11 protein-coding genes are annotated in these 15,063 nt (G+C 67.4%); 7 read left to right on the top strand and 4 right to left on the bottom strand.

The window, feature by feature from the left end:
• The first annotated feature begins 74 nt into the window (after nt 1-74).
• Complete coding sequence (locus ROV93_RS14370; RefSeq protein ID WP_072167327.1) at nt 75-3,674, top strand: transporter substrate-binding domain-containing protein; 3,600 nt, start codon at nt 75-77, stop codon at nt 3,672-3,674.
• Here the strand turns inward: ROV93_RS14370 and ROV93_RS14365 are convergent.
• Together ROV93_RS14365 and ROV93_RS14360 are read right to left on the bottom strand one after the other, a co-directional pair.
• Complete coding sequence (locus ROV93_RS14365; RefSeq protein WP_053497753.1) at nt 3,668-4,069, bottom strand: c-type cytochrome; 402 nt, start codon at nt 4,067-4,069, stop codon at nt 3,668-3,670. The two genes, ROV93_RS14370 and ROV93_RS14365, sit on opposite strands and share 7 nt — an antisense overlap.
• Nucleotides 4,070-4,134: 65 nt before the next feature.
• A complete protein-coding gene (locus ROV93_RS14360; RefSeq protein ID WP_061479353.1) occupies nt 4,135-5,811 on the bottom strand; it encodes an electron transfer flavoprotein-ubiquinone oxidoreductase in 1,677 nt (558 codons plus the stop codon).
• 257 nt (nt 5,812-6,068) lie between these two features.
• On the opposite strand from ROV93_RS14360, the gene ROV93_RS14355 reads away from it, so the two are divergent.
• The gene (locus tag ROV93_RS14355) at nt 6,069-7,232 is read left to right on the top strand and encodes an acyl-CoA dehydrogenase family protein (RefSeq protein ID WP_024956299.1); all 1,164 of its coding nucleotides are present in this window, start codon (nt 6,069-6,071) and stop codon (nt 7,230-7,232) included.
• Nucleotides 7,233-7,313: 81 nt separating this feature from the next.
• Nucleotides 7,314-7,799, top strand: coding sequence for a hypothetical protein (locus ROV93_RS14350; RefSeq protein ID WP_141653562.1), 486 nt, complete (start codon nt 7,314-7,316; stop codon nt 7,797-7,799).
• A 303-nt stretch (nt 7,800-8,102) separates the two neighbouring features.
• On the opposite strand, the gene ROV93_RS14345 is transcribed toward ROV93_RS14350, so the two are convergent.
• Entirely contained in the window at nt 8,103-8,582 is a 480-nt protein-coding gene (locus ROV93_RS14345) for a tRNA (cytidine(34)-2'-O)-methyltransferase (RefSeq protein WP_005420795.1), read from the bottom strand.
• A 69-nt stretch (nt 8,583-8,651) separates the two neighbouring features.
• Complete coding sequence (locus ROV93_RS14340; RefSeq protein ID WP_014035556.1) at nt 8,652-9,128, bottom strand: hypothetical protein; 477 nt, start codon at nt 9,126-9,128, stop codon at nt 8,652-8,654.
• A 416-nt stretch (nt 9,129-9,544) separates the two neighbouring features.
• Here ROV93_RS14340 and ROV93_RS14335 point away from each other — a divergent pair, with 416 nt between their 5' ends.
• The 4 genes from ROV93_RS14335 to ROV93_RS14320 all read left to right on the top strand — a co-directional run bounded on the left by ROV93_RS14335 (nt 9,545) and on the right by ROV93_RS14320 (nt 15,012).
• Nucleotides 9,545-12,394 (top strand): pitrilysin family protein, encoded by a 2,850-nt coding sequence (locus ROV93_RS14335; RefSeq protein ID WP_072167326.1) that lies wholly within the window; start codon nt 9,545-9,547, stop codon nt 12,392-12,394.
• Between the two features lie 150 nt (nt 12,395-12,544).
• Nucleotides 12,545-12,862 (top strand): DUF4156 domain-containing protein, encoded by a 318-nt coding sequence (locus ROV93_RS14330; protein ID WP_005407628.1) that lies wholly within the window; start codon nt 12,545-12,547, stop codon nt 12,860-12,862.
• Nucleotides 12,863-12,964: 102 nt separating this feature from the next.
• Entirely contained in the window at nt 12,965-13,981 is a 1,017-nt protein-coding gene (locus tag ROV93_RS14325; protein WP_005420782.1) for a 3-oxoacyl-ACP synthase III, read from the top strand.
• A gap of 140 nt (nt 13,982-14,121) precedes the next feature.
• Nucleotides 14,122-15,012 carry an alpha/beta fold hydrolase gene (locus ROV93_RS14320; protein ID WP_072167325.1) on the top strand — a complete coding sequence of 297 codons (891 nt, stop codon included), beginning with the start codon at nt 14,122-14,124 and terminating at the stop codon, nt 15,010-15,012.
• The last annotated feature ends 51 nt before the right edge of the window (nt 15,013-15,063 follow it).

The following is a 15,063-nucleotide window of genomic DNA, read 5'->3' as shown; positions in this document are numbered from 1 at the left end:
CTCTAGTATGGCCATCGGGCACGCCGGACCGCGACCATCGCGGTCCCTGGCAGGATTCTAGGAGATCGACGCAGATGCGTAGGTGGGCTGTTCGCGGGCTGCTCCTGCTGCTGGCGGTGCTGGCGCTGCCCGTGGCCCAGGCACAGCCGGCCCCTGGCCTGCTGCCGCTCAGCCCGTTGCAGCGCGAATACCTGGTGGCGCATCCGACCATCGTTGTCGGGCAGTATGACAGCGGCTGGCCGCCCTTCGAGTCCCTCCGTGATGGCGAGCAGGTCGGGCTGGGACCGGACTACCTGTCGCATCTTGCTCGCCAGCTCGGTGTGAAGGTCGAGGCGCGCCGCTATCCGGACTGGACATCCGTGCTGGATGCGGCATGTCGTGGCGAGATCGACGTGGTGATGAATGTCGGCCTCAGTGCCGACCGCACCCGCTGCATGGTCTATACCGCCGCCTACAGTGAGGCGCCGCTCGCACTGGTGGGCCGGCCCGATGACCTGCGTGCCTCCGACATGCCGGACCTGGATGGGCTGAGGGTGGTGATCGAACAGGACTTCCTGACCGGTCCGCAGGTGCGCGCCCGATTCCCGCGTGCCCGCCAGCTTGTCGCAAACGACACGTTGAGCGCATTGCAGATGGTCAGAGACGACAAAGCGGACGTCTACATCGGCAATGCCTTCGTCGCCACCGAGCTGATTGCCAGCCGGCGCCTGCAGGGCGTGGCGCTGTTGCGGCCAAGCGACCTGCCCCCTGAACGGTTGCACTTCGGCATTCCCAACAGCAAGCAACCCCTGGCCGAAGCCCTGGACCTGGCGCTGGCCGCGACCAGCCAGGCCCAGCGCGATGCCCTCGCACAACGCTGGTTGTCACCGCCGCACTGGTCGGCATCGGCGCAGCTGGCGCTGAGCCAGGCCGAGAAGCGTGTGCTGGAGCAGCCGCTGATGATCGGTTTCGCGCCGAATGCCGCGCCCCTGTCGTTCACCGGCGAGGATGGCCGGCCCAGTGGCTTGGCCAGCGAGTACCTGCAGCGCCTGATGCAGGCCGGCGCCAACCTGAAGGTCGAGAACAGCCACGACTGGTACGAGGTGCGTGAGAAGGCCCGCCGCGGTGAACTGCAGGCGGTGATGGGCATACCCGTTGATTCGCGCTACCTGGGCCCGGACTGGGTGTTCAGCCAGCCCTTCATCAGCGTGCCGAACGTGATTGTGGTCAGGAGCGATGGCGAGTCGCTGCTGGGGCTGGCCGACCTGCAGGGCAAGCGCGTGCTGCTGTCCGACCCGGAGCGCGTGCGTGGCTATGTGCAGCAGCAGGCGCCGCAGGCCCGGATCATTGCTGCGCGGAGTGCCGAGCAGGCGCTGCAGCGCCTGCTCGAGGGTGAAGCCGATGCCTATGTCGGCAACCTTGCCGTGGTCGATCACTTGCTGCGCAGCCGTTTCCCGGGGCGGATGCAGGTCTCGGCTCCGGCCGGTTTCAACGACCAGCTGGCGCTGGCAGTGGATCGCCGCCATGCGGCCCTGGCCACGACCTTCGATCGCCTGCTGCTGCAGATGACCCCACGCAAGCGCGAGGCGCTGCGCAGCGCCTGGCTGGCGGTGGAGTACCGCAATGGGGTCGACTGGAGCAATCTGCTGCGGTGGGGCGTGCCCGTGCTGATGGTGCTGCTGACCGCACTGCTGGTGCATGGCGTGGGCCATTGGCGGCTGCGCCGTGAGGTGGCAGGACGCCGCCAGCTGGAGCAGCGCCTGGCCGAGGTGACCGACAACCTGCCGGCGGTGGTCTACCAGGCCCGCCGCGATGCCGATGGCACGCTGAGCTTCCCGTTCATCGCCGGCGACCTGCCTGCGTTGTTCGGCATCACCCGGCAGCAGGCCGAACAGGATGCGAGGGTGTTGCTGGAACGCGTCGAGCAGGAGGACCGCGCGCGCATTCTGCATTCCATCGAGCAGGCCGCGCACCAGTTCGCGCCGTTGATCCTGGAGTTCCGCCTGCGCAGCGACGGGGAAGGCGTGCGCTGGGTGCGCAGCCAGGCCCATCCCTACGCCGCCGAAGAAGGCGCGGTGATCTGGAGCGGGTACTGGGTGGATGTAAGCGAAGCCCGGATGCAGGCCGATGCACTGGCGGCGGCGAAGGCGGACGCCGAGCAGGCCGCTGAGGCCAAATCGCGTTTCCTGGCCACGATGAGCCACGAGATCCGTACGCCGATGAGCGGCGTGCTGGGCATGCTGGAGGTGCTGGCGCACTCACCGCTGGACAGCGAGCAGCAGCGCATCCTCGGCGTGATCGAGGATTCGGCGCAGATGCTGCGGCAGATCCTCGACGACATCCTCGATTACTCGCGGCTGGAAGCGGGTGCACTGCGCCTGGAGCCGGTGCCGCAACCGCTGCGGCCCCTGCTGGAAAGCGTGTGCCGGTTGATGTCGGCGCAGGCCAGTGCACGCGGGCTGGAGCTGCACGTGCAGATCGACCCTCAGCTGGCGGCAGCGCACGAAGTGGATGGCGTGCGCCTGCGCCAGATCGTGTTCAACCTGCTCAGCAATGCCATCAAGTTCACTGCACGCGGCGAAGTGCGGCTGCAGCTGGAGGTACTGGGCCCGACCGCCGAAGACGGCAGCCAGCCGCTGTGCCTGAGCGTCACCGACACCGGCACCGGGATCGCACCGGAACAGCTGCGGCACCTGTTTGCGCCGTTCACCCAGGCCGGTGCCTACATCCAGCGCGACCATGGTGGTACCGGCCTCGGCCTGAGCATCTGCCAGCGCCTGGTGCAGATGATGGGCGGCGAGCTGGAGTTGCACAGCACGCTGGGCGAGGGCACCCGCGCCGAGGTGCGGCTGGCGCTGGTGGAGGCAGGCAGGGGTGACGTTGAAGCGCTGGTTGCGGAGCAGGAGCAGGCGGCGCTGCTGCCGCCGGCGCTGCGCGAGGCACGCGTGCTGGTGATCGAGGATCACCCGACCAACCAGGCGATGATGGCGTGGCGGCTGCAGCAGCTGGGCGTACCCCATGTGCTGCTGGGCGATGGCCAGCAGGCACTGGACCGCTTGTCATCGGAGGCCTTCGATCTGGTCATTACCGACTGCCGCATGCCGGTACTCGACGGCTTCGGTTTCACCCGCCTGCTGCGCGAGCGCGAGGGCCGTACCGGCCAGCCGCGGCTGACGGTGCTGGCGCTGACCGCCAGCGTGCTGGACGACGATGCGCGCCGCTGCCGCGAGGCCGGCATGGACGAGGTGCTGGCCAAGCCGCTGTCGCTGGCCACGCTGCGCACCGCGCTGCTGCGCTGGCTGCCGCAGGCACAGGGCCAGTCGTTCGATGCGCCCGTGCAGGAGACTGTCGCCGACGACGCTGAAGTGCTGCCTGATCTGGCCACCCTGCAGCAGCGCTATGGCTCGCGCGCCGTGGCCGAGCAGCTGCGCGACAGCCTGCTGCAGGCCAGTGAAAGTGATCTGGCGGCGGTGCAGCGCGCCGTGCGGGCCGGTGACCGCGAGACTGCGGCGCTCCACCTGCATCGCCAGGCGGGCGGTCTGGGGGCGATCGGGGCAAGCGCACTGGCCGGGCAGGCCAACGCGCTGGTCGAGCGCCTGCAGGATGCGACCGAGGCCGATCCGGCACCGGTGTTCGCCGCTGTAACGGCGTTCGTGGAGCGCCTGCAGCACCAGCTGCAGCGACTGGGTCACTGAGCCGACTGCTGTTGCAGGTAGGCGATCACCAGCGCGCGGCGTTCGGCGCTGGGAAAGGCGTTGTACATGCGCGTGCCGGGCACCACGTGGGTGGGCGACTGCAGGAACGCGTCCAGGGTCTGCGCGCTCCAGGTGATGTCGGCGCGGCGCATGCCGTCGGAATAGCCGTAATCGGGCAGGCTGCCGGCGCGACGGCCGATCACGCCGTGCAGGTTGGGGCCGAAGCGGTGGATGCCGCCAGGCTGCACGGTGTGGCAGCCTGCGCACAGTTCGAACGCGCGCTGCATGGCCTGCTGCCGGGCCTGTTCAGGCGTGGCCGGCGCCGCAGGCGGGCGCTGGCAGGCCGTGGCAAGCAGGGCCACGGCAACGGTGGTGAGCAGGCGGGAGGCACGCATGGGCGGGCAGGATAGCGGTGCGGTGGAGCGGCCGGGCTGCGACACGTGGCCGCAGCCCGGGGCGATCACATGCCCGAGTAGTTCGGGCCGCCGCCGCCCTGCGGGGTCACCCAGACGATGTTCTGGGTCGGGTCCTTGATGTCGCAGGTCTTGCAGTGCACGCAGTTCTGCGCGTTGATCTGCAGGCGCGCGTTGTCGGCGTCGCCGACGAACTCGTACACGCCGGCCGGGCAGTAACGGGCTTCGGGACCGGCGTACTCGGCCAGATTCACCTTCACCGGAATGCTCGGATCCTTCAGCGTCAGGTGGCTGGGCTGGTTCTCGTCGTGGTTGGTGCTGCTCAGGAACACCGAGCTGAGACGATCGAAGGTCAGCACGCCATCGGGCTTGGGGTAGGCGATGCGGGTGTGCTGCGACGCCGGCTCCAGGCAGGCGTGGTCCGGCTGGGTGCGGTGCAGGGTCCACGGCGGGTTGCGCACGCCCAGCTTGGGCAGCAGCCACTGCTCCACGCCGGTCATCAGCGTGGCAACGGTCTGGCCCTTCTTGAACCACTGCTTGAAGTTCTTGGCCTGCTGCAGTTCGGTGAACAGCCAGCTGGCTTCGAACGCCTTCGGGTAGGCGCTCAGTTCATCGTGCTGGCGATCGGCGGCCAGCGCGTCGAACGCGGCGTCGGCGCACAGCATGCCGGTCTTGATCGCGGCATGGCTGCCCTTGATGCGGCTGGCGTTGAGGTAGCCGGCCTCGCAGCCGACCAGCGCGCCCCCGGGGAACACCGTCTTCGGAAGCGACAGCAGGCCGCCGGCGGTGATCGCACGGGCGCCGTAACCGATGCGGGTGCCGCCCTCCAGGTGCTTGCGGATGGAGGGATGGGTCTTGAAACGCTGGAACTCCTCGAACGGGCTCAGCCACGGGTTCCTGTAGTCCAGGCCGACCACGTAACCAATGGCGACCTTGCCGCCGTCGGCGTGGTACAGGAACGCGCCGCCGTAGGTGTCGCTGTCCAGCGGCCAGCCAGCCGCATGCACCACCAGGCCCGGCTCATGCCTGGCCGGGTCGATCTGCCACAGCTCCTTGATGCCGATGCCGTAGGCCTGCGGGTCCTTGCCTTCGTCCAGTTTGTAGCGGGCGATCAGCTGGCGGCCGAGGTGGCCGCGCGCACCTTCGGCGAAGATCGTGTACTTGGCGTGCAGCGCCATCCCACGCTCGAAGGCCGGACCGATGCTGCCGTCCTTCTCGATGCCCATGTCGCCGGTGGCCACGCCGATCACCTCGCCGTTGTCGCCGTACAGCACTTCTGCAGCGGCGAAGCCAGGGAAGATCGCAACCTCCAGCGCCTCGGCCTGTTGCGCCAGCCAGCGGGTCACTTCGCCCAGGCTGATGATGTAGTTGCCTTCGTTGTGGAAGCACTCCGGCAGCAGCGCGTTGGGGGTGCTGCGCGCGCCGGTCTCGCTGAGGAACAGGAATTCGTCGCGGGTGACCTTCTGCTTCAGCGGTGCGCCGCGCTCGGCCCAGTCCGGGAACAGCTCGGTCAGCGCGCGCGGATCCATCACCGCGCCGGACAGCACGTGCGCGCCCGGCTCGGAACCCTTCTCCAGCACGCACACCGACAGCTCGCGGCCGGCTTCGATCGCGCGCTGGCGCAGCCGGATCGCGGTGGCCAGGCCGGCGGGGCCGGCACCGACGATCACCACGTCGAATTCCATTACTTCACGCGGGGGCAGGGCGTTGGCTTCAGCGCTCATCGATTGCATGACTCGTGGGTAGGGCCGGCATCGGGGCCACCGGCGGTGCCTGGGAATCGCGCGTGCGGCCACGGGCGAAACGGTTGTTTGAATGTGTCAGGGTACCGGTACGCGCGTGATCGAGCTAGATCAGCGATGTTCACACCACGATTGCTGCATTGCAGCGTAGTGCTGCAGCTCTGGTGGGTGCCGACCTTGGTCGGCACGCTCTGCCCGGATGACCGACAATGGCCGGGTCCTGACTGCGCGTGAGTGCCATGGCTTTGCATCCGTACGATCTGTTCGATGTCCGTTCCCTGCTCAACGAGGAAGAGCGCGCAGTGCAGGAGAGCGTCGCCCGCTTCACCAACGAGCGCGTGCTGCCGATCATCGGCGATGCTTTCGACCAGGCCCGCTTCCCCGACGAACTGGTGCCGGAGATCGCCTCGTTGGGCCTGCTGGGCGCGACCCTGCCGACCGAGTACGGCGGCGGTGGTCTCGGCGCGGTCAGCTATGGCCTGATCTGCCAGGAGCTGGAGCGCGGCGATTCGGGCCTGCGCAGCTTCGTTTCGGTGCAGAGCTCGCTGTGCATGTATCCCATCTACGCGTACGGCAGCGAGGAACAGCGCCAGCAGTGGCTGCCGGCGATGGCACGCGGCGAACTGATCGGCTGCTTCGGCCTGACCGAGGCGCACGGTGGGTCCGACCCGGCCAGCATGAAGACCCGCGCGGTGCGCGACGGCAGCGACTGGCGCATCAGCGGCAGCAAGATGTGGATCACCAGCGGCCCGGTGGCCGACCTGGCCATCGTCTGGGCACAGACCGAAGACGGCATCCAGGGCTTCGTGCTGGAAAAGGGCATGGCCGGCTTCACGACGCAGGAGATCAAGCACAAGATGAGCCTGCGCGCGTCGCTGACCGGCGCGCTGTTCTTCGATGACGTGCGCGTGCCCGACAGCCATCGCCTGCCGAACGTGAAGGGCCTGAAGGGGCCGCTGGGCTGCCTGACCCAGGCCCGTTACGGCATCAGCTGGGGGCCGATCGGTGCGGCGATTGCCTGCCTGGATGAAGCGCTGGGCTATGCCAAGGAGCGCGTGCTGTTTGGTCGTCCGCTGGCGGCCACGCAGAGCGCGCAGATCAAGCTGGCCGAGATGGCCCGCCGCATCACCACCGCGCAGCTGCTGGCCTTGCAGCTGGGCCGGCTGAAGGAAGCCGGCCAGCTGCAGCCGCAGCAGGTCAGCCTGGCCAAGTGGAACAACTGCCGCATGGCGATTGACATCGCCCGCGAGTGTCGCGATCTGCTCGGTGGGGCCGGGATCACCACCGAGCACGTGGCGATCCGCCACGCGCTGAACCTGGAATCGGTGATCACCTACGAGGGCACCGAGACCGTGCACCAGCTGGTGATCGGCCGCGAACTGACCGGCATCAACGCGTTCTGAGTGCATCGGTAGTGCCGGCCGCTGGCCGGCATTGCGGGTAGGGTGGGCGGCAAGGGACGCCTATCCGGAGATGCAAGCTGAATGAAGAACAATTCCGCTGTGAGGCAGCTGTTGTGCCTCCCGCTGCTCTTCCAAGCCTCCGTGCTGCAGATGGCATGGGCAGGCAACAGGGATGGGGCATGGGCAGGCAGTTATTCGCAGGCGAGCGATCTGTGTACCGAACGGGGCAGCGGACGTAGTTGCCGCGATGGGTTCAGGGACAGCCTGTCGATTGTCGAAGAATCACTGGGCTATACGGTTGAGCTGCACAGTACCCAGGCGATGCAGCACGTCTGCTCCTTCGTGCTGCATATGAAGCCAGAAGGCGGAAAACTGATTCATCAGTCCGAACCAGGCACAGTGGCTATCGAGAAACATGCAGGTGTACTGAGAGTCTCATCCGACGGGATCGACCCGACGGCAACGGGCTTGGGCATGTGCGGTGCGCATGCCGATATTGATGGCCTGGAGTTTTCTTCTGTGGGCAATCGCACGCGTTCCGGACAACGCGATGGCGCGCGCCCCTGATTGATCCAGGCGGAACGCATCCACGCATGGCATGGATCTACTGCGCGGCTGTCGGGTCCGCCTTGAAGCGAGCCGAGCACCGCAGGTCCGGCGGGGGCGAAGAGGCGCGGGTGTCTGAGCGCAGCGAGTTCCGCGCCGTCCCCCGGCGGGCCGAGGAGCGCAGGGTACCGGTGCGCAGCACCAGCTCGCAGACGGCGGCGCGTTTCTTTTGGTTACTTTTCTTTCCGCGCGGAAAGAAAAGTAACGCCCATGAACGCATGCGCCCGCCACAGCAACAATCAGGCAGAAGAGAGACGCGTGGCGCTACGCGCCACCGGCAAACCCATGCTGCCGCCACGCCTCGTACATCACCACCGCAACGGTGTTGGAAAGATTGAGGCTGCGGTTGTCCGGCCGCATCGGCAGGCGCAGGCGGCGGCCGTCGGGCAGGGCATCGAGCACCTCCTGCGGCAGGCCACGGCTTTCCGGGCCGAACAGGAACGCATCACCGTCTTCAAAGGCCACGCTGTCGTAGCGCACGCTGGCGCGGGTACTGAGTGCGAACAACCGATTCGGTGCGATCCGCGCCAGCGCGGTGTCCAGGTCGGGGTGCACCTGCAGGCGCGAGTACTCGTGGTAGTCCAGCCCGGCGCGCTTGAGCTGCTTGTCTTCCAGTGCGAAGCCAAGCGGCTCGACCAGGTGCAGCTGCGCGCCGGTGTTGGCACAGAGCCGGATCACATTGCCCGTGTTGGGCGGGATTTCCGGTTGGAACAGGATCACGTGGAACTGGGGCGCGGCATTCATCGGCGCAGTGTACCTGCGACGACCGCCGCCTTTACGGCGCACGCCCTGCGCGGGGCAGGGCGGCACCGGTTACGGGCGCAGCAGGACCTGGGCGGTTTCGGTGGCCAGGGCCTGCAGGTCGGCGGCGCTCGGACGCACCTGCAGGGCCGGCAGGTTGACGATGACCGAGTTGGCGACGTTGGTGGCGGCGGCAGCCAGGGTCGCGGCGTAGCGCTGGGCTTCCAGTTCGGCGGCCAGGGCGACGCGCTGTTCCAGGCTCGGGCGCACTTCCACCGAGGCCAGCGTGGTGATCGGCATCGCGGCGGCGACCGGGGCGGCGACGTAGCCGTTGCGCTCGGCCAGCTGGTCGGCGCTCGGGCGCACTTCCACGGTGGCCAGGGTCGGGATGCCGCTGGCCTGTTCCCAGGCCTGCTGGGCCAGCTGGTCGGCGGCCGGGCGAACCTGCACGGTGGACAGGGTCTTGATGGATTCGGAGGCCTGCACCGACGAAACAACCGCGGTGCCGGCGATCAGGGCGATGGCGATGGCAATGGTCTTGGCGTTCATGACGGGGCCTGTTTAGTGTTGGTGAGCAGTGGTGTGGTAGTAAGGTAGTACACCAATTCTGGGCATGCAAGAGAAATTTTCTATTTCCTGCATTTGTTCAGTCTTCAGTCAGCTTTTGTCTGAAGCCCTTCCTGGCGCACGAAGTACCAAGCAATCCGCGTGCCAACTTTTAGTTGTTGATTTGCAAGGCTTTTATGTGGTCCCGAAAGTGTCCGGTGGGCGGACACCTGTCCATTCGATAAGCCGCGGACACTGTCCGGACGCCTTCAGCCGGCGTCTGTGACGTTTCAAGAGCGCCCCTGGGCGTCGGGCTGGATGGTCATCTGGGCAAACACCCCCAGTGACTGGCGACCGATTCCGGCCGCCGCGCGCGCAGGCTAGGATCGGGGTTCACCTTCGTGACCAAGGATCCGGATATGTCTCTCGCCCTTCGCCCGCGCGCTGCACTGCTGGCTGTCGCCCTCAGCACCGCCCTGGGCACGCTTGTGCCTTCCCATGCGCTGGCGGCCAAGCCGGCCGCACCGGCCAAGGTCGATATCCCGTACGAGCAGTTCACCCTGCCCAACGGCCTGCGCGTGATCGTGCATACCGATCGCAAGGCGCCGATCGTTGCGGTCAACGTCTGGTACCACGTGGGCAGCAAGGACGAGCCGGCTGGCCGTACCGGCTTCGCGCACCTGTTCGAACACCTGATGTTCCAGGGCAGCGAAAACCACGACGGCGAATTCTTCGAACCGTTCAAGCAGGTGGGTGCCACCAACCAGAACGGCACCACCAACACCGATCGCACCAACTATTTCGAAAACGTGCCGACCACCGCGCTGGACATGGCGCTGTGGATGGAATCGGACCGCATGGGCCATCTGGTCGGTGCGATCGACCAGGCCGCGCTGGACGAGCAGCGTGGCGTGGTGCAGAACGAGAAGCGCCAGGGCGAGAACCAGCCCTACGGCCAGGCCTGGGACCAGCTCAACAAGGCGCTGTACCCGGTGGGCCACCCGTACCACCACGGCGTGATCGGGTCGATGAACGATCTGAACGCGGCGTCGCTGGATGACGTGAAGACCTGGTTCCGTACCTGGTACGGCCCGAACAACGCGGTGCTGGTGCTGGCTGGCGACATCGACCTGGCCACCGCCAAGGAAAAGGTCGCCAGGTACTTCGGCAGCATCCCGGCCGGCCCGACCATGGCGCAGCCGGCGGTGAACGTGGCCAAGCGTAGTGCCGACACGCGCGAGACGATGACCGACAAGGTGCCGCAGGCGCGCATCTACCGCGCCTGGAACGTGCCGCAGGTCGGCACCACCGAGGTCGATCAGCTGCAGTTGTTTGCGCAGGTGCTGGGCGGTGCGAAGTCTTCGCGCCTGAGCCAGCGCCTGCAGCACCAGGACAAGCTGGTGGACAGCATCGCGTCGGGCCTGTCGACCTCGCAGTTGGGCTCGAACTTCGTGATCATGGCGACGGTCAAGCAGGGCCAGGACCCGGCCAAGGTCGAGAAGATCATCGACGAGGAACTGGACCGGCTGATCAAGCAGGGCCCGACCGCGGCCGAACTGGAGCGTGCCAAGACCGGTGCCCGCGCCGGCTTCATCCGCGGCATCGAGCGCATCGGTGGCTTCGGCGGCAAGGCCGACGCCCTTGCAGAATGTGCGGTGTTCACAGGCGACCCGGGCTGCTTCCGTACCTCGCTGGCCAACATCGAGAAGGCCAGTGCTGCTGATCTGAGCCGGCTCGGCGCGCAGTGGCTGGACAAGGGCAGCCACACCCTGGTGATCGCGCCGGGTGAGCGCGTGGCGCTGAAGGAAGACCCGAGCCAGGCGCCGAAGCCGTTCACCGTGCCGGCGGTGGACCCGAAGTACAGCACCCTGCCCGAGCAGGTCGACCGCAAGGCCGGCGTGCCGCAGACCCGCGAGTTCCCGCAGCTGAAGTTCCCGGCGCTGCAGCGCGCGACGCTGAAGAACGGTACCCAGGTGATCCTGGCCGAGCGCCACGAGATTCCGGTGGTGCAGTTCAGCTACCAGTTCCCGGGCGGCTTCAGTGCCGACCAGGGCCGCAAGCCGGGCACCGCCAACTTCACCATGAGCCTGATGACCGAAGGCGCCGGCAAGCTGGGCTCGCTGGCCTTCGCCGACGCCGCGGATGCGCTGGGCGCCAGCCTGGATGCCTCGGCCGGCCTGGACTCGATGAGCGTGGACCTGTCGGCGCTGAAGGAAAACCTGGTGCCGTCGCTGGCGCTGTACCGCGACCTGCTGCGCGAGCCGCGCTTCGAGCAGGGCGAGATCGACCGGGTCAAGGCGAGCTGGATCGCGGGCATCCAGCAGGAGAAGGTCAACCCGGGTGCGGTGGCGATGCGCGTGCTGCCCCCGCTGCTGTATGGCAAGGGCCACCCGTATGCCATTCCGTTCACCGGTAGCGGTGACGAGGCGGCGATCAACGGCCTGACCCGCGAGGACCTGGTCGACTTCCACCACAACTGGCTGCGCCCGCAGAACGGCACCCTGATCGTGGTCGGCGACACCACCCTGGCCGAGATCGTGCCGCTGCTGGACAAGCAGCTGGGCGACTGGAAGGCCAGTGGCGAGGCCCCGCAGGTGAAGGCGGCCACCGACGTTGCGCTGCCGAAGGGCCCGCGCGTGTTCCTGATCGACCAGCCGGGCGCGGTACAGGCCAACCTGTTTGCCGGCCAGGTGGTGGCACCTTCCAGCGCCACCAGCTCGACCCGCTTCGACATCGCCAACGGCGTGATCGGCGGCGACTTCACCTCGCGCCTGAACATGAACCTGCGCGAGGACAAGCACTGGTCGTACGGTGCGCGCAGCAGCGCGGTCAATTCGGTGGGCCAGCGCCCGTGGATGGCCAGCGCGCCGGTGCAGATCGACAAGACCGGCCCGGCACTGGCGGAAATGCGCAAGGAAATCGCCGCGTTCGCCGATGGCAGCAAGCCGGCCACCGCTGCCGAGGTCAACCGCATTCGCAACATCCAGACCCTGAGCCTGCCCGGTGCCTACGAGACCGCCAGTGCGGTGGCGTCGACCATCGGTTCGATCGTGCAGTTCAAGCGCCCGGACGACTATGTGCTGCGGCGCAAGGCCGAGATCGAGGCGATGACCCCGGCGCAGGTGCAGCAGGCCGCCGCCGAGATCAAGCCGCAGGCCCTGACCTGGGTGGTGGTGGGTGACCTCAAGCAGACCGAAGCGGCCGTGCGCGCGCTGAACCTGGGCGAGGTGACGGTGATCGACGCCGAAGGCAACCCGGTCAAGAAATAAGGGATGTGCCTGCCCGCCCTGGCGGGCAGGCCTCCCCAGGTAGTGCCGGCCGGGCCGGCAACCCCGTCATGCATCCGGGGTCAGAGCCCCGGCTACCCCCGATTCAGGCTGTTCAGGCAGAATCCCCCCATACCCTTCCAGGATCTGCCCATGCGCGTTCTGCTGCTTTCCTCCCTGCTGCTCACCGTCACCGCCTGTACCTGGGTGCCGATCGAACCGGCCGGCAAGGCAACCCGCGTGCTGCCGGCAGGGCCGGTTCCGGCCGGCTGCATCGCCAAGGGCGAGGTGGTGGTCACCGTGAAGAGCAAGGTCGGCTTCTACAACCGCAACCCGCTGCGGGTGCAGGAAGAGCTGGAAACCCTGGCCCGCAACGAGGCCCCGAGCGCCGGTGCCAATGCCGTCCAGGCCGCTGCGGCCCCCGCCGATGGCAGCCAGCGCTTCGCCGCGTTCCAGTGCCCGCCGCGCTGAACGCTTCACCATACGGCCGAGGCTGAATTCGTAAAGATGCGGTGAAAGCCCGGGGGTTATAGAATAGCGCCCCCTTTTGCCTGAGCCTTGGCGCTAACCTCGATGCTCTTCAAGAATGTCTCGATCGCCGGCCTGGCACACGTCGACGCACCGCATACGCTGACGACCAAGGAAATCAACGAACGCCTGCAGCCGACGTTGGATCGCCTGGGTATCCGCACCGATGTGCTCGGCGACATCGCCGGCATCCACGCCCGCCGCCTGTGGGACAACGGCGTGCTGGCGTCGGACGCCGCCACCATGGCCGGCCGCAAGGCACTGGAAGACGCGGGCATCACCGCGACCCAGGTCGGCCTGCTGGTCAACACCTCGGTCAGCCGCGACTACCTGGAGCCGTCCACGGCCTCGATCGTGTCGGGCAACCTCGGTGTCAGCGACGAATGCATGACCTTCGACGTCGCCAATGCCTGCCTGGCCTTCATCAACGGCATGGACATCGCGGCGCGCATGATCGAGCGCGGTGATATCGACTACGCGCTGGTGGTGGACGGCGAGACCGCCAACCTGGTGTACGAGAAGACCCTGGAGCGCATGACCGCCCCGGACGTCACCGCCGACGACTTCCGCAACGAGCTGGCCGCGCTGACCACCGGGTCGGGCGCCGCCGCGATGGTGATGGCGCGCGCGGAGCTGGTGCCGGACGCGCCGCGCTACAAGGGCGGCGTGACCCGCTCGGCCACCGAGTGGAACCAGCTGTGCCTGGGCAACCTGGACCGCATGGTCACCGACACCCGCCTGTTGCTGATCGAAGGCATCAAGCTGGCGCAGAAGACCTTCAGCGCCGCCAAGATCGCACTCGGCTGGGCCGTGGAGGAGCTGGACCAGTTCGTGATCCACCAGGTCAGCCAGCCGCACACCGCCGCGTTCATCAAGAACTTCGGCATCGACCCGAAGAAGGTCATGACCATCTTCGGCGAGCACGGCAACATCGGCCCGGCCTCGGTGCCGATCGTGCTGAGCAAGCTCAAGCAGCTGGGCAAGCTGAAGAAGGGCGATCGCATCGCGCTTCTGGGTATTGGCTCGGGCCTGAACTGCTCGATGGCTGAAGTGGTCTGGTAAGCAGCCCGTTGCCCGACCTCCTGTAGAGCCGAGCCATGCTCGGCTCACGCGCGCAGCGCGGCTCTTCCGCAGCGGACCGGAGAGCAGCCGAGCAACGGCTCGGCTCTACATTGCGCCGCGACTCTCCTTAGGTGCTCCGCATGCGCGATCTTCCCGGTTACCCCGCCCACCCGCAGCGCTTCGAGGTCCGCCCCGGCCTGTCGATGAACTATCTCGACGAGGGCCCGCGCGATGGCGAGGTGGTGGTGATGGTGCACGGCAACCCGTCGTGGAGCTATTACTGGCGCACGCTGGTGGCCGGCCTGTCGGACACCTACCGCTGCATCGTGCCGGACCACATCGGCATGGGCCTGTCGGACAAGCCGGACGACAGCCGCTATGAGTACACGCTGCAGTCGCGCGTGGACGATCTTGATGCGCTGCTGAAGCACCTGGGCATCACCGGCCCGGTGACCCTGGCCGTGCACGACTGGGGCGGCATGATCGGGTTCGGCTGGGCGCTGTCGCACCACGACCAGGTGAAGCGCCTGGTCGTGCTCAACACCGCTGCCTTCCCGATGCCGGCGGCGAAGAAGATGCCGTGGCAGATCGCGCTGGGCCGCCACTGGAAGATCGGCGAGTGGATCATCCGCAGCTTCAACGCGTTCTCGTCCGGTGCCTCGTGGCTGGGCGTGGAGCGGAAGATGCCGGCCGATGTGCGCCGCGCCTACGTGTCGCCGTATAACAGCTGGGCCAACCGCATCAGCACCATCCGCTTCATGCAGGACATCCCGCTGTCGCCGGCCGACAAGGCCTGGTCGCTGCTGGAGCGTGCCGGCAAGGCACTGCCCTCGTTCGCCGACCGCCCGGCCTTCCTCGGCTGGGGCCTGCGTGACTTCGTGTTCGACCATCATTTCCTGAAGGGTTTCCAGGCCGCACTGCCGCAGGCCCAGGTGCATGCCTTCGAGGACGCCGGCCACTATGTGCTGGAAGACAAGCACGAAGTGCTGGTACCGGAGATCCGCGCGTTCCTGGACGCCAACCCGATCTGATCGGTGTGCCGACCAACGGTCGGCACCCACAAGTGGAAGGTATGGGTGGGT

Source organism: Stenotrophomonas maltophilia group sp. msm4, assembly GCF_032025605.1.
Taxonomy (GTDB): Bacteria; Pseudomonadota; Gammaproteobacteria; order Xanthomonadales; family Xanthomonadaceae; genus Stenotrophomonas; species Stenotrophomonas sepilia.
This window is presented reverse-complemented; position numbering and strand designations above follow the sequence as displayed.